This window comes from Rathayibacter sp. RFBD1 (assembly GCF_002932915.1).
In the GTDB taxonomy this organism is placed as follows: Bacteria; Actinomycetota; Actinomycetes; order Actinomycetales; family Microbacteriaceae; genus Rathayibacter.
This window is the reverse complement of sequence record NZ_PSWQ01000021.1, coordinates 89,019-113,846: the sequence shown is the minus strand read 5'-3', so window position 1 is coordinate 113,846 and position 24,828 is coordinate 89,019. Positions and strand designations below refer to the sequence as shown.

Sequence of the window (24,828 nt, the reverse complement as noted above, 5' to 3'; positions counted from 1 at the left end):
TCTAGCGGCGTCGCTCGCTGATGTGGAAGCCGACCAGGATGTCGCGCTGGATGCCGAACATCTCGCGCTCCTCCTCCGGCTCGGCGTGATCGAAGCCGAGCAGGTGAAGGAGCCCGTGGGCGGTCAGCAGCTGCAGCTCGTCGAGCACGGAGTGGCCGGCCGACTCGGCCTGGGACTGCGCGACCTGCGGGCAGAGCACGATGTCGCCGAGGAGCCCCGCGGGGGTCTGCTCGTCCTCGGTCCCGGGACGCAGCTCGTCCATCGGGAAGCTGAGCACGTCGGTCGGCCCCGGCTCGTCCATCCACTGCACGTGCAGCTGCTCCATCGCGCCCTCGTCGACCAGCACGATCGCGAGCTCGGCGTCGGGGTGCACGTGGAGCGAGTCGAGCGCGTAGCCGGCGAGGCGCAGCAGGGCGGCCTCGTCGACGGGGACGCTCGACTCGTTGTTGATCTCGATGCTCACGGGGGCGGGTCTTCCTTCGGTTCGGGAGGGGCGGGCGGGCTCAGCCGCGCGGAGGCTGGCGGTCGCCGGGTGGGCGGGCGGCCTGGCCGCGGCGCTCGGCGCGGTTCGCGAACTCCCGGGCCTGCTCGCGCTCGAAGTGCTGCGCCTGCTTCTGCTGGTCGTACTCGGTGTACGCGTCCACGATGCGGCCGACCAGGCTGTGGCGCACCACGTCCTCGCTGGTCAGGCGCGAGAAGTGGATGTCGTCGATGCCGTCGAGCACGCGCGTCACGAGGCGGAGTCCGCTCGCGCCGGTCGGCAGGTCGACCTGGGTGATGTCGCCGGTGACGACCATCTTGGAGCCGAAGCCGAGGCGGGTGAGGAACATCTTCATCTGCTCGGGCGTCGTGTTCTGCGCCTCGTCGAGCACGACGAACGAGTTGTTGAGCGTGCGCCCGCGCATGTAGGCGAGCGGTGCGACCTCGATCGTGCCGGCCGCGAGCAGCTTCGGGACGATCTCTGGGTCCATCATCTCGTTCAGCGCGTCGTAGAGCGGGCGCAGGTACGGGTCGATCTTGTCGGTGAGCGAGCCTGGCAGGTAGCCCAGCCGCTCCCCCGCCTCGACCGCCGGGCGTGTCAAGATGATCCGCTCGACCTCCTTGCGCTGCAGCGACTGCACGGCCTTCGCCATCGCCAGGTAGGTCTTGCCGGTTCCGGCCGGGCCGATGCCGAAGACGATGGTGTTCTGATCGACCGCGTCGACGTACTCGCGCTGCCCGAGCGTCTTGGGCCTCACGCTCCGTCCGCGTGCCGTGAGGATGGCCTGGCCGAACGCCTCGGCCGGGCTCACCGGCCCGCCGTTCTGCAGGATGCGGGCGGACTCGCGCACGCCCTCCGGGTCGAGATCGTGCCCGCTCGCGGTCATGCGCACCAGTTCTTCCACCAGGCGCGTCGCAGCGGTGACGGGCTCGCGCTCGCCGTCGAGCGTCACCTCGTTGCCGCGCACGTGCACCCGGACATCGGGGAATCGTCCTTCGACCGCTCGGATGAGGCGGTCCTGGGGTCCGAGGAGGCGAACCATCGCGACTCCGTCGACGGCGACGACGCGCCGCGTCGTCTCGGACGCGTCCGCGCCGGGGGCGGGACGCTCGTCGGGGCTCGCGCCCGTGTTCTCAACCGGTGGCAAGGGAGCCTCCCGTCTGGTGGCCGCCCAGGACGTGGGCGTGCACGTGGAACACGGTCTGGCCCGCCTCTTCGCCGGAGTTGAAGACGAGGCGGAACTGACCGTTGCTGTGGGCGTCGGCGAGCGACTGGGCGACCTGCACCATCTCGGCGAGCAGGGCGGGATCGGCGGCGGCGAGGGCGGCGACCGTGGCGTGCTCCTGGGTCTTCGGGAAGACGAGGAGGTGGACGGGCGCCTTCGGCTCGATGTCGGTGATCGCGAGGATGCGCTCGTTCTCGAACACCACATCGGCCGGGATCTCGCCCTGGACGATGCGCGTGAAGACGGTGGGTTCGCTCATGCACTCATCTTAAACGGGGCCCGTGCGCGACGGGCGCCGCGTTCGCCCACGGCACCCTGCTCCGGCGCCCCGAGGCGGCTGTGGAGGAGCGTCACCAGCGGCCCAGGCGGGCCGAGAGGACGGCGATGGCAGCGGGACCTGCGGTCGAGGTGCGCAGGACGGAGTCGCCGAGCGCGACGGCCTCGGCGCCCGCCTCCGCGAGCAGCCGCAGCTCCTCCGGAGCGATGCCGCCCTCGGGCCCGACGACGAGCACCAGGTCGCGTCCGTCCGGGACCACCTGGGAGAGCCGCGCCTGCGCCGAGGGCTCGAGGACCAGCACGCGGGACGTCGCGGCGCGCGCGACGAGACCGCGCACCTGCTCGAGCGGCGCGACCTCGGGCACCCGGGGGCGCAGCGACTGCTTGCTCGCCTCGCGCACGATGGCGCGCCAGCGCTCGCGCCCCTTCTCCTCCTTCGGGCCGGACCACCGCGAGATCGACCGCACGGCCTGCCACGGGACGACCTCGTCCACCCCGAGCTCGGTCGCCGCCTGCACGGCGAGCTCGTCGCGGTCGCCCTTCGCGAGCGCCTGCACGAGGACCAGGCGCGGGGACGGCACCGGGGACTCCTGCACCGACTCCACGACGAGCACCACTCGCGTCGGCTCCGCGCTCTCGACGACCGCGGTCGCGACGAGTCCGCGCCCATCCCCGACCCGGACGCTCTCGCCCGCGCGGATCCGGCTGACGGTCGCGGCGTGCCGTGCCTCCGCGCCGGTGAGCGCGAGCCGGCCCCCGACGACGAAGCCCTCGGAGTCCAGCGACTCGTCGATGTAGTGGTGCGCCACGGGCTCAGCCCAGGAAGCGGTCGCGGAGCTTGGAGAACAGGCCCTGCTGGAAGTGGGTCAGCGCGGGCTTCTGCGGCTTGTAGTGCTTCGCCAGCTCCTGGACCAGCTCCCGCTCGCGGTGGCCCAGCTTCGTCGGGGTGACGACCTGGATGCCGATGCGGAGGTCGCCGCGTCCGCTGCCCCGCAGGCGCGTGACTCCGCGTCCCTTGATCGTGACGATCTCGGTGCTCTGCGTGCCCGGCTTGATCTCGATCTCGATGTCGCCGTCGAGCGCCTTGAGCGACGCCGTGGAGCCGAGGATCGCGTCCGTCATCTGCACCTCGAGGGTGCAGAGCAGGTCGTCGCCGTTGCGGCTGAAGACGTCGTGGTGCTTGACCTTGATCTCGAGGTACAGGTCGCCGTTGGGGCCGCCGGCCGGGCCGACCTCGCCGCTGCCGGGCATCTGCAGGCGCAGGCCCGTGTCGACTCCCGCGGGGACGTCGACGGGGATGGTGCGGCGGGCGCGGACGCGTCCCTGGCCCTGGCAGGTGGAGCAGGGGGTCGCGATGACGGTGCCGTAGCCGCGGCAGGTGCCGCAGGGGCTGGCCGTCATCACATTGCCCAGGAGCGAGCGGACCGTGCGCTGGATCTGGCCGGAGCCGTGGCAGATGTCGCAGGTCACCGGCGAGGTGCCGGGCTGGCAGCACGAGCCCTGGCACGTCTCGCAGAGCACCGCCGTGTCGACCTCGAGGTCGCGGTGGGTGCCGAAGATGACCTCGTCGAGCGAGACCTCCACGCGCAGCAGGGCGTCCTGGCCGCGCTCGCGGCGGGAGCGCGGCCCGCGGGACGAGCCCTGCGCGCCCTGCCCGAAGAAGGTCTCGAAGATGTCGCCGAACCCGCCGAAGCCCTGGCCGCCGCCGCCGAAGCCCTCCTGGGGCCCGCGGTCGTACTGCGCCCGCTGCTGGGCGTCGCTCAGGACGTCGTAGGCGTGCGTGACGAGCTTGAAGCGCTCGGAGGCGTCCGCGCTCGGGTTGACGTCGGGGTGCAGCTCGCGGGCGAGTCGGCGGTACGCCTTCTTGATCTCGTCGGCGGAGGCGTCGCGGTCGACGCCCAGCACTTCGTAGTGATCGGCCACAGGTGGCTTCGTCCTTCGTTCGTGGGTCGGTGGGCCGGGCACGGCGCACCGGGGGGATCCGGCGAGGGCCGGGAGGTCGGGCCTACTCCTCGCCGAGGAGGCGCGAGAGGTAGCGGGCGACGGCGCGCACCGCGGTGATGTTGCCGGAGTAGTCCATCCGGATCGGGCCGAGCACGCCCAGGCGCGAGACCTGGCCGCCCGCGGTGTTGTACCCGCTCGTGAGCACCGAGGTCTCCTGCAGCCCGAACGGCGCGTTCTCGCGGCCGATGCGCACCGAGATGCCCCGGGGGTCCGGGGTCATCTCGGCGAAGAGGCGCAGCAGCTCCACCTGCTCCTCGATCGCCTCGAGCACGGGGTAGATGCTGCCCGAGAAGTCCTCCTCGGTGCGGACGAGGTTGGCGGCGCCGGCCATGACCAGGCGGTCCTGCCGGTTGGCGCCGACCTGCTCGAGCAGGGTCTGCACGATCGGCGTCAGCACGTGGCGCCGCTCGGGGCTGAAGCGCTCCGCGACGGAGCCGAGCGTCTCGGCCGCCTGCTGGAGCCCGAGGCCCAGCACGGCCGTGTTGAGCTTCGCGCGGATCTCACCGAGGAGCGCGTCGTCCACGTCCTCCGGGGTCTCGAGCACGCGCTGGTCGACCCGGCCGGTGTCGGTGATCAGCACCGACAGGAGGCGGCGGGGAGCGAGGGCGACGAGCTCCACGTGGCGCAGCCGCGCGGCTCCGAACGACGGGTACTGCACGAGCGCGACGCTGTTGGTGAGCTGCGAGAGCAGGCGGACGGTCTTGACCAGCACCTCGTCGAGGTCCGGGCTCTGCCCGAGGAACGTCTCGATCGCCTGGCGCTGCGCGGAGGTGAGCGGGCGCAGGTCGGCGAGCTGGTCGACGAAGAGGCGGTAGCCCTTGTCGGTCGGCACGCGGCCGGACGAGGTGTGCGGAGCCGCGATCAGCTCCTCCTCCTCCAGCTGGGCCATCTCGTTGCGGATGGTGGCGGCCGAGACGCCGAACGCGTGGCGCTCGACGATCGACTTGGAGCCCACCGGCTCCCGGTTCGCCACGTAGTCCTGCACGATCACGCGCAGGACCTGGAGACCGCGCTCCGTGACCATACGACCGACCTCCCGCCGGACTCCGAGTGCCCGCGGGCACGACCGTCTGCGGCGCTGACGCCGCGCGGAGCCTGGCACTCCGCAACTCTGAGTGCCAATCATAACCGGGAGGCGGACCGCCCGGCGGGGTTGCGCGGGGATCGGCCGGGGTGCACTCCTGCAGGGCCGCGGGGAGGAGCCCCGTCATCCCCGAGGAGGAGGTCCCGCGCGGCCCGGTGCGGAGGGAGTCGCCGCATGCCACGATGGACGCCGAGCGCACGGGGGACGCCCGTCGCCGCCGCCGGAACGGAGACCATCATGTCGGCCACCCCTCCCCCGCCCCCCGTCTACGGGACCCCGGCTCCGCCGCTGAACCCGGCGGACGAGAAGACCTGGGCGATCGTCACGCACGTGACCGGCATCTTCTTCAGCTTCCTGCCCTCGCTGATCGTCTTCCTGGTCTTCAAGGGGCGCGGACCGTTCCTCGAGGCGCACGCCAAGACGGCCCTCAACTTCCACCTGACGACGCTGATCGCCTACGTCGCCGGGACGATCCTGTCCTTCGTGCTCGTCGGCTTCATCGTGTTCCTGGTCGTGCCGATCCTGGTGATCGTCTTCGCGATCATCGCCTCGGTGCGCGCCAGCGCGGGCGAGTACTACACCTATCCGCTCAGCATCCCGTTCTTCAAGTAGCCGCGGAACCGGGCGGCCGTGCGTCGGCCGCCCCGGGATCCGGCCTCAGCCGTCGGTGAGGCGGCGCACGACCGCGTCGGCCAGCAGACGGCCGCGCAGAGTCAGCACGATCCGGCCGCCGAGCGCCGCCCGGCCGTCGACGAGGCCGTCGGCGATGAGCCCCGCCACCTCGCTGCGCCGACCGGCGTCGATCGCGTCGATGGGCAGCCCGTCCGCCAGGCGCGAGCGCAGCAGCACGTCCTCCACCCGCCGCGTCCCCGCGTCGAGCGTCTCCCGCCCGGCAGCGGGCGAGGCCCCGGTGCTCAGCCGGTCGGCGTAGGCCGCCGGGTGCTTCACGTTCCACCAGCGCACGCCTCCGACGTGGCTGTGCGCGCCGGGACCGACGCCCCACCAGTCGTGGCCGAGCCAGTACGAGAGGTTGTGCCGGGAGCGGTGGGCGTCGTCGCGCGCCCAGTTGCTGACCTCGTACCAGGAGTACCCGGCAGCGGCCAGGCGCGCGTCGGCGAGCTCGTACATGTCGGCGGTGAGGTCGTCGTCCGGGGTCGCGACCTCGCCGCGGCGGATCTGCCGGGCGAGCTTCGTGCCGTCCTCCACGATCAGGGCGTAGGCCGAGAGGTGGTCCGGCCGGTTGGCGAGCGCGGAGTCGAGCGACCGCTCCCAGTCGGCGAGGGACTCCCCCGGAGTGCCGTAGATGAGGTCGAGGCTGACCTGCAGGCCGGCCTCCCGCGCCCACTCGACCACGAGCGGGACCCGCTCCGGGTCGTGGGTGCGCTCGAGCGTGGCGAGGACGTGCGGCACGGCCGACTGCATCCCGAAGCTGACGCGGGTGAAGCCCGCCTCGGCCAGCGCGCGGAGGTAGGCGGCGTCGACGGAGTCCGGGTTCGCCTCGGTGGTGATCTCGGCGTCGGGCGCGACCCCGAAGTGGGTGCGGAGGCCGCCCAGCATCCGCACCAGGTCGCCGGCGGGCAGGAGGGTGGGCGTCCCGCCGCCGAAGAAGACCGTGCGGGCGGGGCGCCGGGGCAGGCCCGCGCGCTGGAGCACCTCGGCACCGAGAGCCATCTCGGTGATCGCCTCGTCGGCGTAGTCCTGCTGCTTCGCCCCGCGGAGCTCGGTCGCCGTGTAGGTGTTGAAGTCGCAGTAACCGCAGCGGACCCGGCAGAACGGCACGTGCACGTAGAGGCCGAGGTCGCGCTGCTCCACGCCGTCGACGACGGACGCGGGCAGTCCGCCGTCGAGCGGAGCAGGATCGGCGATCGGGAGGGCGCTCCCCACGTCAGCTGACGCGCGCCGGCAGCAGCGCGCGCAGGTACTTGGCGACCTGGCGCTTCTGCACGGCGCGCAGCACCGGCGCGCCCAGGCGGTAGAGACGGGTGGAGGGACGCGAGAAGACCCGGATGACGAGCCAGACGGAGTCGTCCGCGCGCTTCTCGACGACGAAGGACTCCTCGCCGCTCTCGGGGTGGCCCTCGAGGGTGCCGTAGGCGAAGCCGACCTGGTCGGGCTCGTCGACGACGTAGACCACGCGGACCGGGGCGTCGAAGACGCGGCCGAGCAGGGTCACGCGGAGCACGGCGGTCACGCCGGCGGTGATGTAGGGGGTGCCGTCGGGAGCGAAGTGCTCCTCCGTCGGCCGGCTGACGAGGTCGATCGGGGTGCCCGCCGCGTCGAAGTTGACGCCGGTGTACTGCACGCCGCTCCCGCTGGTGATGTCGGTCACCTCGATGCCGCTGCCGCGCTGCACGCCCCAGGTCATCAGGGAGGCGGTGGTGATGGCGAAGCGCTCGTCGCCCGAGCCGAGACGGGCCTCGAAGCGCTCGGCCGTGAAGCCGTCCGGCGGGTACTCGAGCAGGTCGGGTGCCAGAGTGCCGCCGACGGCCGCATAGGTGACCTGCGGCTGGCCCTCGAAGTTGGAGCGGCGGATGCTCACGTCCCGACCTTCTTCCCGGACTCCTCGAGCGCGGCGCGCGTCGAGTCCGCGTGCCGGGTGGTGCTGTCCATCCGACCCAGCGTATCCGACCGTCGGCGCCCCGAGCCGGGAACGACGGAGGGCCCTCCCCCGCCGGAGCGGGAGGAGGGCCCTCGTCGTGGTGCGGGTCGGGTCAGCTGCAGGGAGTCAGCTTCTGGACGGCCGGCGACAGGGTGCCGGTGCCGCCGAGGAGGACGACGCGCGTCGCTCCGCCGGCCTTGATGTCCTGCAGCACCTTGACCGGCACGCAGGTCGGGGGCACGGCGAAGAGGGGGCTCCCCGTGCGCCCGGCGGCCGCGGCTCCGGCCAGGGCGTCGGGGAAGTTCTCTCCGGTGGCCAGGAACACGGTCTTCGACCCGCGGGGGAAGGCCGCCCGGTTGAGCTGCTCCGAGGTGTCGTAGCGGTCGACCCCGCCGATGCGGGTGACGACCGGTCCGGCCGGCACCGTGAGGGAGTTCTGGATGCCGGCGCTGACCGACAGCTCGGAGCCCGCGATGGTGAGCACCGGAGGCCGGAGCCCCCTCAGGATCCCGACAGTGGTCGGGTCGGCCGCCGGGAGGCCGCCGTTCACGAGGACGACGGGGGCCGAGTTCTTGCCCGCGGCGGCGGTGGCGCTGAGCGCGTCGGGGAACTTCTCGCCGGTCGCGAGCCAGGCCCCCTTCGGCGAGCCGCCGCCGAAGGCGCTCTCGATGATCTTCCGCGACGTGTCGTAGCGGTCGGTGCCTCCGAGGCGGAAGACCCTCCCGTTCGCGTACTGGCCGAGGTCGGTGGCGAGGGCGTCGCTGACGCTGAGGTCGGAGCCGACGACGACGATCCGCTGGGGCTTGAGACGGGTGAGCTCGTCGCGGACGACCTGGCTCACCGAGTCGCGGTCGACCAGGAGGAGCGGGCCGCCCTGCTTCGCGGCGGCGGGACCGGCGCTGAGCGCGTCGGGGAAGTTCGCGCCGGTGGCGATGTAGACGACGGGGACGCCGGGGGTGTCGAAGGTCGCCTTCGAGATCTCGACGGCGGTGCCCTGGCGGTCGGTGCCCGCGAGGCGGACGACCTCCGGGCCGGTGCCCGGCGTCGGCGTCGGGGTGGTGGTCGACGGGACGACGCGCAGCGGCGCGCGCACGATGACGCCGGTGCCGGAAGGCTGCTCCCCGCCGCGGCTGAGTCCCTTCACCTCGACCGACGGGGCGCCGAGCGGCGTCGTGTCGCTGAAGGTGAGGTAGCGGTCGAAGAACTCCTGGGTCGGACGGATCGCGATGCCCCGTCCGCCCTCGACGACCGTGGGGGCGGCCTTCAGGCGGCCACCGTCCTCCGTTCCGACCGTGGCGCTGAGGCCCGCGAGGTCGAAGAAGCCGGGGACACCGGAGTCGAGGACGATGACGTCGCCCGCGCCGGCCTCGGTGACGGTGCCGCCGCCGGCCCAGAATTCGCCGCCGACGGCGCGGTCGGAGGAGGTGGACGTCGACAGGTCGAGGTCGGCCTCCGCGGACCCGCTCGCAGCAGTCACCTGGAGGTCGGCGGAGAGGGCGAGGACGAAGCCGGTCCGGTCGACGCCGGCCGGAGCGTACGCGTCGTCCGCCTCGTCCTCGGCGCCGTTCAGGAGGAGCGAGAGCGAGGTGCCGCCGAAGGAGCCGGCGGCGCGCCCGATCGGGATGTCGATCGAGTTGGTGGCGGTGTCGACGACGGATTCGCCGCTCGCGACGTCCGTCGCGGTGCTGCCCAGCTGCCACGTCACGACCCGGTAGCCGGGGTGCGACCACTCGGTGAAGGTGTCGGGAGCGGTGGAGTCGGGCAGCTCGACGGTCAGCGTGGTCGCGTCTGCGGCCACCGGCAGCGGCACGTCGGTGCCGAACCGGGCGCTGTCCGACCAGAAGTAGGGCGCGGGCGCGACCGGGATCACCTTGTTCGCTGCCGAGGCCGGTCCCGCCGCCACCAGCGATCCCGCTGCGACGGCCGCGATGCTCGCGAGCGCCGCCCCCGTCCTGATCCAGCGCTTCCTCGTGCTCGTAGGCACCACGGACTACCACCCTTCGTCATGGTGGAGGACCGGTCGTCGACGCTGCAGCCCCCCGTGCGGATCGATCCCGATCCACGGCCGCGTCCTGGCGTCCGAAAGCTATCGGTCCGCTGTGAGGCGCCGCAATCCCCGCGGACACGATGTCCCGGACGGGGGGTGCGTCACCCGTCCGGGAGGGGGGACAGGCGCCGACGACGGGGCTCGCGCTACTTCTTGTCCTTCGTCTCGACGTCGCCCGAGAGCGCGGCGATGAACGCCTCCTGGGGGACCTCGACGCGGCCGACCATCTTCATCCGCTTCTTGCCCTCCTTCTGCTTCTCGAGGAGCTTGCGCTTGCGGGTGATGTCGCCGCCGTAGCACTTGGCGAGGACGTCCTTGCGCATCGCGCTGATCGACTCGCGGGCGATGATCCGGGCGCCGATGGCGGCCTGGATCGGCACCTCGAACTGCTGACGCGGGATCAGCTTGCGCAGGCGCCCCGTCATCAGCACGCCGTAGGCGTAGGCCTTCTCCCGGTGCACGATCGCGCTGAACGCGTCGACCTGCTCGCCCTGCAGCAGGATGTCGACCTTCACGAGGTCGGCCTCCTGCGAGCCGGCGGGCTCGTAGTCGAGCGAGGCGTAGCCGGCGGTCTTGGACTTGAGGTTGTCGAAGAAGTCGAAGACGATCTCGCCGAGGGGCATGTGGTAGCGGATCTCGACCCGGTCCTCGCCCAGGTACTCCATGCCGATCAGGGTCCCGCGGCGGCTCTGGCAGAGCTCCATGATCGTGCCGACGTAGTCCTTCGGCGCGAGGATCGCGGCCTTGACGATCGGCTCCGTGACGGCGGCGATCTTGCCGACGGGGAACTCGCTCGGGTTCGTGACGGTGACGGTCTTCTTGTCCTCCGTCGAGACCTCGTAGATGACCGAGGGCGCCGTGGTGATGAGGTCGAGACCGAACTCGCGCTGCAGGCGCTCGGTGATGATCTCGAGGTGCAGGAGGCCGAGGAACCCGCAGCGGAAGCCGAAGCCGAGCGCCACCGACGTCTCGGGCTCGTAGACGAGCGCCGCGTCCGAGAGCTTGAGCTTGTCGAGGGCCTCGCGCAGGTCCGGGTAGTCGCTGCCGTCGATCGGGTACAGGCCCGAGAAGACCATCGGGAGCGGCTCGGTGTAGCCGGGCAGCGCCTGCGTCGCGGGCTTGGACGCCGTGGTGACGGTGTCGCCGACCTTCGACTGGCGCACGTCCTTCACACCGGTGATCAGGTAGCCCACCTCGCCGACCGCGAGACCCTGCGTCGCGACGGGCTCGGGGCTCGACACGCCGATCTCGAGGATCTCGTGCGTGGCGCGGGTCGACATCATCTGGATCTTCTCGCGCGGCGAGAGCTTGCCGTCGATCATCCGGACGTAGGTGACCACCCCGCGGTAGGCGTCGTACACGGAGTCGAAGATCATGGCGCGCGCAGGGGCGGAGGGGTCGCCGACGGGCGGCGGGATGAGCTCGGTGACGCGGTCGAGCAGCGCCTCGACGCCCATGCCGGTCTTGCCGGAGACGCGGAGGACGTCGTCCGGGTCGCCGCCGATGAGGCTCGCGAGCTCCTTCGCGTACTTCTCGGGATCCGCGGCCGGCAGGTCGATCTTGTTGAGGACCGGGATGATCGTGAGGTCGTTCTCGAGCGCGAGGTAGAGGTTCGCGAGCGTCTGGGCCTCGATGCCCTGCGCCGCATCGACCAGGAGGATCGCGCCCTCGCAGGCCGCCAGCGAGCGGCTGACCTCGTAGGAGAAGTCGACGTGGCCCGGAGTGTCGATCATGTTCAGGGCGAACGTGCGCCCGTCGCGCTCCCACGGCATCCGCACGGCCTGCGACTTGATCGTGATGCCGCGCTCGCGCTCGATGTCCATGCGGTCGAGGTACTGCGCGCGCATCGCCCGGTCCTCGACGACACCCGTGATGCCGAGCATCCGGTCGGCGAGGGTGGACTTGCCGTGGTCGATGTGGGCGATGATGCAGAAGTTGCGGATGGACGCCGGATCGGTAGCGGCGGGCTCGAGCCCGGAGTGTGCACGTGGAGACATCGTGGGACCAGTGTCCCATGCCCGGCGGCGGAGGCCGGGACCGGCGGCTACAGATCGAGTCCGTAGGTGCGGGTGGGCTCGACGCCGGGCGGGTTCTCCCGCTCGCCGAGGCGGACGAAGCCCATGCTCTCGTAGAGGGCGTGCGCGGTGGTCATCAGCGTGCCGCTGTTCATCACGACCCGCTGGAGGCCCCGCTCGGCGGCGAGCATCACGACGAACTCGGTGAGCAGCCGCCCGAGACCCCGCCCACGTGCCTCCGGGCCGACGGCGAGAAGCCGCCAGTCCATCTCGCCGGGGCGGCCGAGCTCGTACAGGTTGGCGCCCGGGCGCGCAGTGGTGACCGTGGCGAGGATCCGCCCGTCGCCCTCGACGGCGACCCAGACCTCGCCCTCGACGTCGTGCCGGGCGACCGCGGCGACGTCGGCGGCGTACTCCTCCCCCAGCTCGTAGTCGTGGGCGTAGGCGGCGAGCCGCAGGCGCGAGACCTCGTCGTACTCCTCCGCCCGGACGCGCCGGACCAGCACCTCGGCGGCGCTCATCCGCGCACCGGGGCCGGGAGGGCGCGCAGCCCGTGCTCGAGCGCGGCGGGATCCGCGGCGAGGCAGACGCGGATCCAGCCCTCGCCGGTGCGGCCGAAGGCGCTGCCGGGCGCGACGGCGACGAGGGTCTCGAGGAGGAACGACTCGACCCACGAGGCGACGTCCCCGCCGGTCGCGTGCGCCATGTCGATCCACAGGTAGAACGCGCCCTCGGGCTCGCGGTAGGCGATCCCCCGCTCGTCGAGCACGCCCGTCGCGAGCCGCAGGTTGGCGAGGTAGTGGTCGGAGGCGGCGGCCACCGCGTCCTGCGGCCCGGTCAGAGCGGCGAGGGCGGCGCGCTGGTCCGGAGTGGCGACGCAGCTGATCGCCGCCTCCTGCACCGTGACCATGATCGACGTGAAGCCGGGAGGCGTCACGAGGTAGCCGACGCGGACGCCGGTCATCGCGTAGGTCTTCGAGAAGGAGAAGACGCTGAGGACGCGGTCGGCGTCGTCCCCGCGCTCCTGCGCGATCGCCGCGAGGCTCACGTGCGGGCGCCCGTAGGTGAAGTACTCGTAGACCTCGTCGCTGAGCACCCACAGGTCGTGGCGCCGGGCGATGTCGAGCAGGCGCTCGAGGACCTCCCTCGGGAACACCACGCCGAGCGGGTTGGACGGGCTGTTGACGATCAGGACGCGGGTCCGGTCGGTGATCAGGCGCTCGACCTCCTCGGGATCGGGGAGGAAGGCGTTCTCAGCGCGCAGCGTGTACGGCACGGGGACGGCGCCGATGGTCCGCGCGTTGGTCGTGAAGACGGTGTAGCCCGGGTCGGGGATGAGCACCTCGTCGCCGGGCCCGAGCAGGAGCGTCATCGCCTGGTGCAGCGCCTGCGTGGCGCCGACGGTCACCCAGACCTGCTCGACGTCCGCCTCGATGCCGTTGTCCCGCGCCAGCTTCTCCACGATGGCCCGCCGGAGCTCGGGGACGCCGCCGTTGGGCCCGTAGCGGGTGTCGTCGGCCGCCCACGCCGCCCGGGCCGCCTCGATGATGTGCGGCGCGGTCGGCACGTCGGGCTCGCCCACCGCGAGGAGCGTCACTCCGTCGAGCCGCAGCGCGATCTCGAACAGGTGGCGGATGCCCGAGGGCGGCACCGCGGAGAGGTGATCGGCGAGACGGGGCACCGGCGTCACGTTACCGGCGGGCCCGGGCCGCGAGACGCCACGGCGGTCCGCCTCCCCCGGCGTGTCGCCCCGGCGGCCCCGACCCGGACGGCGCCGCACCCGCGGGCGCGGCGCGGTTGAAGGGTGACGACGGGTGCGCTAAAGTTCCTTGTTGGCTTGCGCTCCCCCTCCGGACACCCGGCAGGCGTGGAGTGATCAGAAGCCGGCGACCTCCAGTCGCACCGCAGGGCGTTCAGACGCCCGCGGAAGGGGCACTCCGTCGAGTAGCCGGCTGCACACACGCACATCCGAGAAGAAGGTAATCCACGTGGCAAACATCAAGTCGCAGATCAAGCGCAACCTCACCAACAAGAAGGCGAACGAGCGCAACAAGGCCGTCAAGAGCGAGCTGAAGACCGCCATCCGCTCGGTCCACACCGCCATCGCCGCCGGCGACACCGAGAAGGCCGGCACCGCCCTCGCCTTCGCCGCCAAGAAGCTCGACAAGGCCGCCAGCAAGGGCGTCATCCACAAGAACCAGGCCGCGAACCGCAAGTCGGCCATCGCGAAGCAGGTCGCCGCGCTGTAGTACTGCGCGAAGCTGCAACGACGAAGGGTCCGGCCTCTGGCCGGGCCCTTCGTCGTTTCCGCTTCGCGGTCGACGGGCTCCTCGTGCCTCGTCGCCCGTCGCGCAGTCGGCTTCCGCGCTTGGTTGCGGTGGGAGGAGCGGGTTTCGTTCCGGGTACGACGATCCGCTCGCACGCGGATCGCCGGTGACCCTGCGAGGGCATCGTCCGGCTCTCGATCGGCTGCGGCCCGGTCCGCTACCGCGGAGGGTCGCGGGGGGAGGAGCGGAGAGCGTTTCGGGGTACGACGATCCGCTGACTCGCGGATCGGCGGTGAGCTGTGCCGTCTTCGACGGGCTCCTCGTTCCTCGTCGGCCGTCGCGCGGTCGGCTTACAGGGGTGGTCGCTGTGGGAGGAGCGTCCTGCGTTCCGGGTACGACGATCCGCTGACACGAGGATCGGCGGTGACCCGCACCGATCTCGACGGGCTCCTCGTGCCTCGTCGCCCGTCGCGCAGTCGGCTTCCGCGCATGGTCGCGGTGGGAGGAGCGGGTTCCGTTCCGGGTACGACGATCCGCTGACACGCGGATCGCCGGTGACCCTGCGGGGTCGTCGTCCGACTCTTCGTCGGCCGCGGTGCGACCCTGCGAGGGGAGGTGATCCCCTCACTGCTGGTCGAGCGGCCGCGGAGCGGCGTACCGAGAACCGCAGGGGACGAGGTCGGTGCGGATCGCGGGCGCAGGGTCTTTCGGGCGGGTCAGAGGCCCCGGGCGGAGACGACGGAGACCATGCGCTCGAGGGCGTACACGGGGTCGCGGGTGGCGCCCTTCACGTTCGCGTCGGCGTCGGCGACCGTCAGGATCGCGGTGCCGAGGCCCTCGCCGGTCCAGCCCTGCAGGTCGCGCCGGGCCCGGTCCACCTGCCACGGAGCGAGGCCCAGACGCGAGGCGACCTGGCCCGAGCCCTCGCGCGAGCCGGCGACCTTCGCCATGGTCCGCAGCTTGCTCGCGAACGCGGCGACGATCGGTACCGGGTCGGCACCGGAGGCGAGGGCGTGGCGGAGCCCGAGCAGCGCCTCGCCGTGACGGCCCGCGATCGCGGAGTCGGCGACGGTGAAGGCCGTGGTCTCGACGCGGCCGCCGTAGTACTTCGCCACGGTCGCCTCGGTGATCTCGCCGGTGACGTCGGACAGCAGCTGCTGGCACGCCGACGCGAGCTCGTCGAGGTCGTCGGAGAAGGCAGACACCAGGGCTCGGACGGCACCGGTGGTCGCCGTGCGGCCGGCGGTGCGGAACTCGGCGATCGCGAAGTCGACCTTGTCGCTCTCGCGCTTGAGCTCGGCGCAGACGATCTCGATACCGCCGCCCGTGCCCGAGCGGATGGCGTCGAGGAGCTTCTTGCCCCGGTTGCCGCCGCCGTGGCGGAGCACCAGGGTCGCCCCGTCCGCGGGCGCCGAGAGGTAGTCGAGGGTCTCGAGGAGGAACGCGTCCGTGCACTTCTCGACGTTCGAGACGCGGATGAGGCGGGGCTCGTCGAAGAGGGACGGGCTCGCGAGCGTCAGCAGCTCCCCCGGCGCGTAGCCGCCGGCGTCGATGTCGCTGACCTCGAGGCTCGGGTCCTCGGCCCGGAGGAACTCGCGGAGGAAGCGCAGCGCGCGGTCGGCGAGGAACTGCTCCGGGCCGGTGATCAGCACGATCGGCGCCGGCCGGGTCTGGTTCCAGGCGAGCTGCGGGATCGCCGCCTTCGAGGGCGCTGCCTTCGCGCGCGCCGGGGCCCTGCCTGCCATGCCGTGTCCTTCCGTACCGCGCCCGTCCGAGCGCCCTCCACCCTACGGCCCGCTCACGGCGCCCCGAGGCCGCCGCGGGAGCCGTCGCGCCGCTCACCCAGACCGCGATCCCGTCGCTGCGGGACGCGAGCACGACCGTACCCTCGACATCCGACCTCAGCGCCTCGACCCCGCGCTCGGCCAGCAGAGCGAGCAGCGATGGATTCGGATGTCCGTAGTCGTTCTCCGCCCCGACGGAGATCAGCCCGACGCTCGCGCCGAGCGCGTCGTAGAGGGCGGGCGACTGGTCCGCGGAGCCGTGGTGCGCGACCTTGACCACGTCGACCCGGCCGACCGGCAGCCGGGAGACGCGTCCCTGCTCCTGCTCGCCGAGGTCGCCCAGGAGTGCGACGGAGAGCGGGCCGCCGCGGGCGTCCGGGCCGATGTCGACCCGGAGGGTCACGCTCGCCTCGTTCCCCCGCAGCGCGCTCCGCCGCTCCGGCCACTCGACCCGCCAGCGCAGCGAGCCGAGCGCGCCGCTGTCGCCGCGGACCGCCTCCTGCACGGCGACCCCCGCGCCGGTGAGCGCCGCCCGGTCGCGCTCGTCGTCGCGGCCCGCGGCGGGCCCGACGAGCGCGGCGTCGGTCCGTCCGAGGACGGCCTGGAGCCCGCCGACGTGGTCGAGGTCGTAGTGAGTGAGCACCAGCAACGGGATCCGGTCCACTCCCATCAGGCGGAGGCAGGCCTCGAGCGGTGCGGGCCCGGGCCCCGTGTCGACGAGCAGCACGCCCGCGTCTCCGCGGAGGAGGACCGCGTCGCCCTGCCCGACGTCGCACATCGCGACACGCCAGTCCTCGGGAACCGAGGCGGCGCGGAGGAGCGGCGTGGCGACGGTGGTGCCGCCGGCGGCCGCGATCGCGCACGCCAGCCCGACGGCGGCGATCCGGCGCACCCGCGCGAGCCGCGGCGACTGCGTGACCAGCACGAGACCGAGCAGGGTCAGCACGGTGAGCGCGAGCGCTCCTCCCACTCCGGGCCACCAGGCGATCCTCGGGGCGGGCCACGAGTCGACGGCGCGGGCGATCGAGGCGATCCACCAGGCGGGGACGGCGGCGAGCCGGATCGCCGCGTCGGCGGCTCCGGGCCACCAGGGAGCGAGCAGGCAGCCGATGAGCCCGAGCCCGGTCGCGGCGGGTGCCGCGGGCTCGGCGAGCAGGTTGGCGAGCACTCCGTACACCGGCACCGACGGGTCCACGAGCAGCAGCACGGGCTGGCAGGCGAGCTGCGCCGCGGTCGGCACCGCGAGCAGCAGGGCGAGAGGCCGGGGCAGCACTCGACCGAGAGCGCCCGCGATCGGCTCGGCGAGCAGCAGGAGTCCGGCGGTGGCGAGGACGGACAGCACGAAGCCGAGCCTCCCCGCGATCGAGGGGTCGGCGGCCACGAGGAGGACGACGGTCGCGAGCAGAGCGGGCACGGCCGCTCCGGAGCGACGCCCGAGCCGAGCGAGGAGGACCACCGTCGCCATCACGGCGGCCCGCACCACGCTCGGCTCGGGGGTCACCAGCACGACGAAGCCGGCGAGCAGGGCGAGGGCGGCGACGGTCCGGAGGCGGCGCCCGGCGCCGAGGAGCGCCGCGATCGTCCAGCCGGCGACCACCACCACGGCGCAGTTGGCGCCCGAGACGGCGGTCAGGTGGGTGAGCGACGCGGTGCGCATCGCCTCCTCGAGCCCCGCGTCGAGCGCGGACGTGTCGCCGGTCGCGAGGCCCGGCAGCAGCCCCGCCACATCGCCGCCGACCAGCGCCGCGCGCTCGAGGAAGCGCGAGCGCAGCACCTCCGCGACGGCCGCCGCTCCCCCGGGACCGCGCCGGTCCTCAACGGACGCCGCTCTCAGCATCGTCGCCTCGCCGACGGGCCCCTCCTGCGCGGCAGCACGCGCCTCCAGGTCGAGCTCGGCGCCCACGGGCAGACGACCGCCGGGATCGGCGAGCAGCACGCGGACGGGGGCCGCGGTCGACGCGTCTCCCACCCGCAGCGCCGTCGCGTCGAACCACACTCCCCCGGTCGCGAGCGGTCGGGCACCCGTGTCGACGCGCACGGTGACCGGAGTGAGGGCGCGATCCTCCTGGGCCTCCCGCAGCGACGCCGGGTGGCCACCGGGCGCCGCAGCGACGACGGAGGTGAGGGCCAGGGCGGCACCCGCGCCCGCGACGAGCACCGCTCCGACCAGCCGCCCGCCGAGGCCGCGCCGGAGCAGGACGCACGCCGCCCCGAGGAGCACCCAGCCCGCGGCGCACCACGAGAGGCCCCCGTCGAGCACCGCCGCGACCGGCAGCATCCCGGCCGCCCACGCCGTGGTCCAGGCGGACACAGCTGCCGGCAGGAGCCGCAGGTCCGCCGCCCGCACGCTCCTCACGGCGCGACCTGGTCGCGGAACGCGGCGAGCGTCTTCTCGCCGATCCCGGGGACCTCGAGCAGCTGGTCGACGGAGGAGAACGGGCCGTTCGCCTCCCGGTGGGCGACGATCTTCTTCGCGGTCGCCGGGCCGATCTCGGGCAGCTCCTCCAGCTGGGCCGCCGTCGCCGTGCTCAGGCTCAGCACGGATCCGGCGGCGGAGGCCCCTCCTGGAGCGGCCCCGCCCGGAGCCGCTCCCGCCGCGGCCGGCGCCGCTCCCACGGCCGGCACGACGATCTGCTCGCCGTCCACGAGCCTCCGGGCCAGGTTGACCGCCGCGCGCTCCGCCGACTCCTGGAACCCTCCGGCGGCGGCGACCGCGTCCGCCACCCGCGCCTCCGGCGACAGGACGTACAGCCCCGGAGAGGCGACCTCCCCGGCCACGTGCACGTACAGCGACTCGACCGCCGCAGCAGCGGGCGCACTCGTCGACACGGCGGGCTCCAGGACCCGCTCATGACCGCTCGACCGCGCTCCCGCGAGCAGCACCGCGACCACCGCGGCGCCGATGACGAGCACGACCGCCGCTCCCACTCCCACGCGCCAGCGCGGGCGGGCGCGGCGGGGCCGCAGCAGCGCCGTCAGCTGCTCGTCGTCCGTCCCGCTGGTCTCTGGCATCCGCCGACGGTAGGACCCGGAGCGGGAGCCCCGCGGGCGGCCGAGGCCGTTCCAGGGACAACTTCCCGATTCGCGTCCTGTGAAGGAGACGCCGAGGTCACGGTGGTGCCGCCATCTCGAATGCGCGGCTCGCGAGATTCGTGTCCCATCGCTCTCTTCCTCGTGTCTTCGGAGAACGAGGACTCCGCAAGAGTAGAACACTCTCGATATCCATAAATCCTCGTCCTGAATCGCCAGGGAGAGCGTGAAAGAAACCGTGGGAAGGAAGCAGTAGACAAGCTAGGCTCCGTTACATGAGCGAGCCGATAGATCCCACGACGACGAAGCCGCCAGGCGACCCGTGGAGATCCGGTCGATTCTGGCGGATGACTGTCGCTCTCATACTGACGATCGGCTATGCGATCGCCGCCGTGTGGTTCTACAGGGAATGCAGCGGGATCCGACTTTATGAGGGCGGAGCATTGCAGAGCACGTCTCTGACGTGCGCCCCTCCTGATCTGAGCAGTGCGTCCGTTCTTGCCCTGGTCCTCGTCGTCGTCGCACTCCTCTGGCCCGACCTCTCCGAGATAGCGGTTCTCGGCATTTCTTTGAAGAGACGAGTCGAGGCCGTCGAGGCGGGTGGCGAGGTTATCCGGGACGAGGTGGAACTCCTGCGCAACACTGTGCAGCTCCAACTCGTGCAGCAGGACGCCTCCGCTTCCGCCAGCACCACGACGTCGACCATCATTCACAACTATCCCACCCCCTGGAATGCTGAGGACAGCTTGAACCTCCAGGGCGTGAGCGGATCCGGCACCGGATTGGCTCCCGAATCCACCGGCTCGAGCAAGGAAGAACGGAGTAACTCGGATCTCGTCGTCGACATTCTGCGCGAATACGAGTCTCTCGCCACGCAAGCGGGATTCAATGCCGTGCGTGGACGAGGACGGCCGAGCCTGGCCGAGGCCGACCGGAGGAAGAGGGAGACGAATTTCGTCTCGAATCACGCGGACGCCATCCGGACCGTTAGGAACCTGCGGAATGCCGTCGCTCACGCCCAAGAAGTTCCACGACGAGACCTCGAACGTGGAATCGAACTGCTCGAGGAACTGAACACCGAGGCGGCCAAGGCCCTTCCGGCCTCCGAGGGGGAACCCGAGCAGAGCTGACCCTCAGGCGAGCGTCATCGAGCAGATCGTACGCACGACGGGGCCCCTCCCACGAGAGGAGGAGCCCCGTCAGCACGAAGCGGCTAGACCGCCTTCGTCACCAGGTTCACCAGGCGCGGCGCCCGCACGATCGCCTTCACGACCTCGCGGCCGACGAGAGCCCGGGCGACGCCGGCCGTGGCCCGCGCCTTCTCCTCGAGCTCGTCGGAGGAGATCTTCGGCGAGACCTCGAGCCGGTCGCGGACCTTGCCGTCGACCTGCAGGATCGCCGTGACCTTCTCCTCGACCAGCAGCGACGGGTCGGCCTTGCGCCAGAGCGCGTGCGCGACGGTGCCCTCGTAGCCCAGGCGGTGCCACATGTCCTCGGCCGTGTACGGCGCGAACAGGTTGAGAGCCATCGCGACCACCTCGACCGCCTCGCGGACCGCGGGGTCCCCGGCCCCGGCACCCGAGTCGACGACCTTGCGGGTCGCGTTGACGAGCTCCATCAGCCGCGCGACCACGACGTTGAACTTGAACGCCTCGATCAGCGACGGGGACTCCGCGAGGAACCGGTGGGTCTGGCGGCGCAGAGCCGCGTCGCCCGACTTCCACTCGACGTCGGGCCTCGAGGTGACGTCCTTCGCCAGGCGCCAGGCGCGGGCGAGGAACTTCGCGCTGCCGCCGGGCGAGACGTCGGCCCAGTCGATGTCGTCCTCGGGCGGGCCGGCAAACGCCATCGTCAGGCGCACGGCGTCGACGCCGAACTCGTCCAGCTGGTCCGAGAGGCGGACGATGTTGCCCTTCGACTTCGACATCGCCGCGCCGTCCATCTGCACCATGCCCTGGTTGAGCAGCGCCGTGAAGGGCTCCGTGAACGACACGTAGCCCAGGTCGAACAGCACCTTGGTGATGAAGCGCGCGTACAGCAGGTGCAGGATCGCGTGCGTCACGCCTCCGACGTACTGGTCGACGGGCGCCCACTTCTCGGCGAGCTTCGGATCGAAGGCCTGCGTGTCGTCCTTCGGCGAGAGGAAGCGGAGGAAGTACCACGAGGAGTCGACGAAGGTGTCCATCGTGTCCGGGTCGCGGCGGGCGGGCGAGCCGTCCACCGGGTGCGGCACGTTCACCCAGTCCTCCGCCGCTCCGAGCGGCGACGATCCCTTCGGCTGCAGGTCGAGGCCGTCGGTGGAGGGCAGGACGACGGGCAGCTGGTCCTCGGGCACCGGCACGAGCTCGCCGTCGGCTCCGTGGATGATCGGGATGGGGGTGCCCCAGTAGCGCTGGCGCGAGATCAGCCAGTCGCGCAGGCGGTAGTTCTTGGCCGAGCGGCCGCGGCCGCGCTCCTCGAGCATCCTGATGACGCGCTCGATGGCGGTGCGCTTGGAGAGCCCGTCGAGCGGCCCGGAGTTGATCAGGCGGCCGTCGCCGATCAGCGCCTCGCCGGTCGTGGCGGGGTCGAGCGAGTACTCCTTCTCGAGCGCGGCCAGCTCCTCCGGGTCTTCCGGGATGACCGGGATCGCCCCGGTGACGGAGGCGTTGGTGTCGACGACCACGCGCACGGGCAGGTCGAAGGCGCGGGCGAAGTCGAGGTCGCGCTGGTCGTGCGCCGGCACGGCCATGACGGCTCCGTGGCCGTAGTCGGAGAGGACGTAGTCGGCGGCCCAGATCGGCAGCCGCTCGCCGTTCACGGGGTTCACCGCGTAGCGGCCGAGGAACACGCCGGTCTTGGGGCGGTCGGCGGTCAGGCGCTCGATCTCGCTCGACTTCTGCACCGTCTCGAGGTAGCTGCGGAACGCGTCGCGGATCGCGGGCTCGGAGCCCTCGACCAGCTCGGAGGCGAGGTCGGAGTCGGGCGCGACGACCATGAAGGTCGCCCCGTAGAGCGTGTCGGGGCGCGTGGTGAAGACGGTGACGCGCTCGTCGCGGCCCTCGATCTCGAACTCGACGTCGGCGCCGATGGAGCGGCCGATCCAGTTGCGCTGCATGGCGATGACCTTCGACGGCCAGGAGCCCTCGAGCTGGTTCAGGTCGTCGAGCAGGCGGTCGGCGTAGTCGGTGATCTTGAAGTACCACTGCGTGAGCTTCTTCTTGACCACGACCGCGCCGGAGCGCTCGGAGGTGCCGTCCGCCAGGACCTGCTCGTTCGCCAGGACCGTCTGGTCCACCGGGTCCCAGTTGACCCAGCTGTCCTTGCGGTAGGCGAGGCCCTTCTCGTACATCTTGAGGAACAGCCACTGGTTCCACTTGTAGTACTCGGGGTCGGAGGTGTGCAGCACGCGGTCCCAGTCGAAGGACGCGGCGTAGCGCTTCATCGAGCGCTTCTGCTGCTCGATGTTGTCGTAGGTCCAAGTGACCGGGTTCAGCCCGCGCTTGATGGCGGCGTTCTCGGCGGGCAGGCCGAAGCTGTCCCAGCCGATCGGGTGGAGGACGTTGAAGCCCTGCTGGCGCCAGTAGCGCGCGATCACGTCTCCGAGCGCGTACGCCTCGGCGTGGCCCATGTGCAGGTCGCCCGAGGGGTACGGGAACATGTCGAGCACGTACTTGCGGGGGCGCTTGTCGTCGGGGTCGTCCGTCGCGAACGGGCGCGTCTCCTCCCAGATCGGGAGCCACTTCTCCTGGAGCGCTCGGAAGTCGTAGCGCTCCTCGTCGCTCGCGCCGGTCTGCCGGGAGGTGTCTTCTGCCACAGGTGCTTCTCACTTCTGAAGGAGGGGGAGAACGCGCACGCGTGGGCGGCTGCGTTCGACCATCAACCCTACTGGCCCTGCGCGCACGGCAGACGAACGCGGCGCCTGCTCACTCCTCGGCGGCGCCCAGCACCGCGAGGAGCGCCCGCGCCTTCAGGCGCGTCTCCTCGACCTCCTCCTCCGGCACCGAGAGCGCGGTGATGCCGCCGCCGGTCCCCAGGCGGGCGCGCTCGCCGTCGAGCACGAGGGTGCGGATCGTCATCGCGAGGTCCAGCGACCCGTCCGAGCCCAGGCGGCCGAAAGCGCCGGAGTAGACGCCGCGGGGACCGCGCTCCCACTCCCGCAGCAGCTCCACGGCCCGGCGCTTGGGCGCTCCCGTCATCGAGCCGGCCGGGAAGAGGGCTGCGATCAGCTCGGCGATCCCGACGCCGGGCGCCCGGCGGGCCGAGACCTCGCTGACCAGCTGGTGGACGTGCGGGTAGCTCTCCACCTCGAGCAGGCGGTCGACGACGACGGAGCCGGGGGCGGCGATCCGGGCGAGGTCGTTGCGGACGAGGTCCACGATCATCACGTTCTCGGCCCGCTCCTTCACGCTCGACACGAGCTCGTCCCGGAGCGCGCGGTCCTCGTCGGCGTCCCGGCCCCGGGGGCGCGTGCCCTTGATGGGATGCGTGGCGACGCGTCCGTCGGCCCCGCCGGTGAGGAACCGCTCGGGCGAGGCGCTGACGAGCGCGAGCGGGCCGAGGCGGATCAGCCCGCCGTGATGGCTCGGGCTGGAGCGGCGGAGGCGACGGTACGCCTCGACGGGATCGAACCGGCCCTCGACGACGATCTCGTCGGTGAGGCAGAGCTGGTAGGCGTCGCCCGCGCGGATGGCCTCCTGGCAGCGGCCGATCAGCGCCGTGTACTCGGCGGCGGAGTGGCGGCGGACCGGGTCGCCGGCGGGCTCGGGATCCGCGGGGTCCGCGGGTGCGGGCGCGCCGACGAGCTCGAGCAGGCGCGCGGTGAGGTCCTGCGCGTCGCCCGTGGCGACCAGGCGGACGGTCCGGGCCCCGTGGTCGAACTCGAGCACGGGGTCGCCCCGGAGCAGGGCGAGGGCGGGCGGATCCGCGGGGCCGGTCGGCGCCGAGGGCAGGGAGACGGAGGCGGCTCCCGCCTCGTAGGAGATCCAGCCGTAGCGGCCGAGCGCGCGGTCGCCCGCGGGGGCCTCGTCGTCGATCGCGGCGAGCGCCGCCGCCACGTCGCCGCCGGCCTCGACGAGGAGCACGTCCTCGCGGGCGCACGCGCCGAGGTAGGAGCGGCCGCTCGTCGCTCCGAGGCCCGAGTCGAGCCAGAACGACGCCTCGGCCGTGGCGAACAGGGCGTGGTGCGCGAGCTCCGGATCGACCCAGGGCAGCTCGATCGAGCGGACGTGCCGATCCTCCGAGACCACTGGGCTAGCGTAGGCGGTCGTGGACGGCGAGCAGGTTCGGGAGTGGGACGGGCGGGCCCTGACGACCGTTCCCGAGCCGCCCGGCACGTCCCTGGACGCAGCCGACTCCTGGCTGGTGGACGAGGGACGGGTCCGCGGGCTCGACCTGCACCGCGAGCGGTTCGCCGCCTCCGTCGCCTCGGCGGGCGGGCACCCGGACGTCGAGGCGTTCCTCGACGCCGCGATCGCCGCCCTTCCCCGCGAGGGCCGCTCCTTCCCCCGCGTCGAGCTCTCGGGTGGCGCCCTGCGGCTCCGGCTGCGACCCGCCCCGCCGACGACCCGCTCCGTGGTGCTGTGGACGAGCCCGGTGGATCCGCGCCGGACACCCTCCTGGAAGGGGCCGGACATCGCACGTCTGGCCCTCCTCCGCACGCGCGCGCACGCCGCGGGAGCGGACGAGGCCGTGCTGCTCGACGCCGACGGCGCCGTCATCGACGGAGCGAGCAGCGCGATCCTGTGGTGGCTGGGCGATGCGCTGGTCGTCCCTCCGGCGACGAGCACCCGCGTGCGCAGCGTGACAGCCCGCACGGTCTCGGTGCTCGCCGGCGCGCTCGGCGTGGACGTGATCGAGGCCCCGGCCGAGCCGGAGTCGCTGGAGGGCCGTGAGGTCTGGACGGCCAACGCCCTGCACGGTCTCCGGCTGGCGACCGCCTGGGTGGACGGACCGGCGCTCGCCGCGGAGCCGGGCCGCCTGGACGCCTGGCGGAAGCGGCTGGACGCTCTCAGGCGGCCCCTCCCGGCGCTCTGAC

At 72.4% G+C, this 24,828-nt stretch carries 20 protein-coding genes and 1 pseudogene; 4 read left to right on the top strand and 17 right to left on the bottom strand.

The window, feature by feature from the left end:
* Position 1 precedes the first annotated feature (1 nt).
* The 6 genes from ybeY to hrcA all read right to left on the bottom strand — a co-directional run bounded on the left by ybeY (position 2) and on the right by hrcA (position 5,010).
* Positions 2-463 (bottom strand): rRNA maturation RNase YbeY, encoded by a 462-nt coding sequence (gene ybeY, locus C5D50_RS10945; protein ID WP_104223424.1) that lies wholly within the window; start codon positions 461-463, stop codon positions 2-4.
* Between the two features lie 40 nt (positions 464-503).
* Positions 504-1,523, bottom strand: coding sequence for a PhoH family protein (locus C5D50_RS10940; RefSeq protein WP_104227485.1), 1,020 nt, complete (start codon positions 1,521-1,523; stop codon positions 504-506).
* Between the two features lie 91 nt (positions 1,524-1,614).
* Complete coding sequence (locus C5D50_RS10935) at positions 1,615-1,965, bottom strand: HIT domain-containing protein (protein WP_104283498.1); 351 nt, start codon at positions 1,963-1,965, stop codon at positions 1,615-1,617.
* A gap of 91 nt (positions 1,966-2,056) precedes the next feature.
* Positions 2,057-2,791 carry a 16S rRNA (uracil(1498)-N(3))-methyltransferase gene (locus tag C5D50_RS10930; RefSeq protein WP_104283497.1) on the bottom strand — a complete coding sequence of 245 codons (735 nt, stop codon included), beginning with the start codon at positions 2,789-2,791 and terminating at the stop codon, positions 2,057-2,059.
* 4 nt (positions 2,792-2,795) lie between these two features.
* Entirely contained in the window at positions 2,796-3,905 is a 1,110-nt protein-coding gene (dnaJ, locus tag C5D50_RS10925; RefSeq protein ID WP_104225203.1) for a molecular chaperone DnaJ, read from the bottom strand.
* An 82-nt stretch (positions 3,906-3,987) separates the two neighbouring features.
* Positions 3,988-5,010 (bottom strand): heat-inducible transcriptional repressor HrcA, encoded by a 1,023-nt coding sequence (gene hrcA, locus C5D50_RS10920; RefSeq protein ID WP_104223131.1) that lies wholly within the window; start codon positions 5,008-5,010, stop codon positions 3,988-3,990.
* 234 nt (positions 5,011-5,244) lie between these two features.
* Between hrcA and C5D50_RS10915 the strand changes: the two genes are divergently transcribed.
* Positions 5,245-5,682 carry a DUF4870 domain-containing protein gene (locus C5D50_RS10915; protein WP_244229439.1) on the top strand — a complete coding sequence of 146 codons (438 nt, stop codon included), beginning with the start codon at positions 5,245-5,247 and terminating at the stop codon, positions 5,680-5,682.
* 45 nt (positions 5,683-5,727) lie between these two features.
* Here C5D50_RS10915 and hemW read toward each other — a convergent pair whose 3' ends face one another.
* The 6 genes from hemW to C5D50_RS10885 form a co-directional block, all read right to left on the bottom strand.
* Positions 5,728-6,954, bottom strand: a complete 1,227-nt coding sequence (hemW, locus tag C5D50_RS10910) for a radical SAM family heme chaperone HemW (RefSeq protein WP_104283496.1) — start codon at positions 6,952-6,954, stop codon at positions 5,728-5,730.
* A gap of 1 nt (position 6,955) precedes the next feature.
* A complete protein-coding gene (locus tag C5D50_RS10905) occupies positions 6,956-7,609 on the bottom strand; it encodes a DUF1990 family protein (protein ID WP_244229440.1) in 654 nt (217 codons plus the stop codon).
* Positions 7,610-7,781: 172 nt separating this feature from the next.
* Entirely contained in the window at positions 7,782-9,656 is a 1,875-nt protein-coding gene (locus C5D50_RS10900) for a cell wall-binding repeat-containing protein (RefSeq protein WP_104283495.1), read from the bottom strand.
* Between the two features lie 206 nt (positions 9,657-9,862).
* Positions 9,863-11,713: a translation elongation factor 4 gene (lepA, locus tag C5D50_RS10895; RefSeq protein WP_104223127.1), complete on the bottom strand. Its 1,851-nt coding sequence runs from the start codon at positions 11,711-11,713 to the stop codon at positions 9,863-9,865.
* A 47-nt stretch (positions 11,714-11,760) separates the two neighbouring features.
* Positions 11,761-12,252 (bottom strand): GNAT family N-acetyltransferase, encoded by a 492-nt coding sequence (locus C5D50_RS10890; protein ID WP_104283494.1) that lies wholly within the window; start codon positions 12,250-12,252, stop codon positions 11,761-11,763.
* Positions 12,249-13,412, bottom strand: coding sequence for a pyridoxal phosphate-dependent aminotransferase (locus tag C5D50_RS10885; protein ID WP_104248213.1), 1,164 nt, complete (start codon positions 13,410-13,412; stop codon positions 12,249-12,251). Before C5D50_RS10885 ends, C5D50_RS10890 begins: the two co-directional genes overlap by 4 nt.
* 307 nt (positions 13,413-13,719) lie before the next feature.
* On the opposite strand from C5D50_RS10885, the gene rpsT reads away from it, so the two are divergent.
* On the top strand, positions 13,720-13,980 hold the full coding sequence (rpsT, locus tag C5D50_RS10880) for a 30S ribosomal protein S20 (RefSeq protein ID WP_097165711.1): 261 nt from the start codon (positions 13,720-13,722) through the stop codon (positions 13,978-13,980).
* A gap of 734 nt (positions 13,981-14,714) precedes the next feature.
* Here rpsT and holA read toward each other — a convergent pair.
* The 3 genes and pseudogenes from holA to C5D50_RS10860 all read right to left on the bottom strand — a co-directional run bounded on the left by holA (position 14,715) and on the right by C5D50_RS10860 (position 18,794).
* Positions 14,715-15,743 carry a DNA polymerase III subunit delta gene (holA, locus tag C5D50_RS10875; protein ID WP_104225645.1) on the bottom strand — a complete coding sequence of 343 codons (1,029 nt, stop codon included), beginning with the start codon at positions 15,741-15,743 and terminating at the stop codon, positions 14,715-14,717.
* 568 nt (positions 15,744-16,311) lie between these two features.
* Positions 16,312-17,619: pseudogene (locus C5D50_RS17005) on the bottom strand (ComEC/Rec2 family competence protein); the annotation flags it as partial.
* 515 nt (positions 17,620-18,134) lie between these two features.
* Positions 18,135-18,794 (bottom strand): ComEA family DNA-binding protein, encoded by a 660-nt coding sequence (locus C5D50_RS10860; RefSeq protein WP_104255142.1) that lies wholly within the window; start codon positions 18,792-18,794, stop codon positions 18,135-18,137.
* A gap of 293 nt (positions 18,795-19,087) precedes the next feature.
* Here C5D50_RS10860 and C5D50_RS10855 point away from each other — a divergent pair, with 293 nt between their 5' ends.
* Positions 19,088-19,942, top strand: coding sequence for a hypothetical protein (locus tag C5D50_RS10855; protein WP_146086921.1), 855 nt, complete (start codon positions 19,088-19,090; stop codon positions 19,940-19,942).
* Positions 19,943-20,025: 83 nt separating this feature from the next.
* Here the strand turns inward: C5D50_RS10855 and leuS are convergent, their stop codons facing one another.
* Positions 20,026-22,608 (bottom strand): leucine--tRNA ligase, encoded by a 2,583-nt coding sequence (gene leuS / locus C5D50_RS10850; RefSeq protein WP_104283492.1) that lies wholly within the window; start codon positions 22,606-22,608, stop codon positions 20,026-20,028.
* A gap of 109 nt (positions 22,609-22,717) precedes the next feature.
* Complete coding sequence (gene pabB, locus C5D50_RS10845; RefSeq protein ID WP_219814711.1) at positions 22,718-24,040, bottom strand: aminodeoxychorismate synthase component I; 1,323 nt, start codon at positions 24,038-24,040, stop codon at positions 22,718-22,720.
* A gap of 19 nt (positions 24,041-24,059) precedes the next feature.
* On the opposite strand from pabB, the gene C5D50_RS16710 reads away from it, so the two are divergent.
* The gene (locus C5D50_RS16710) at positions 24,060-24,827 is read left to right on the top strand and encodes an aminotransferase class IV (RefSeq protein ID WP_258069594.1); all 768 of its coding nucleotides are present in this window, start codon (positions 24,060-24,062) and stop codon (positions 24,825-24,827) included.
* Position 24,828 lies beyond the last annotated feature (1 nt).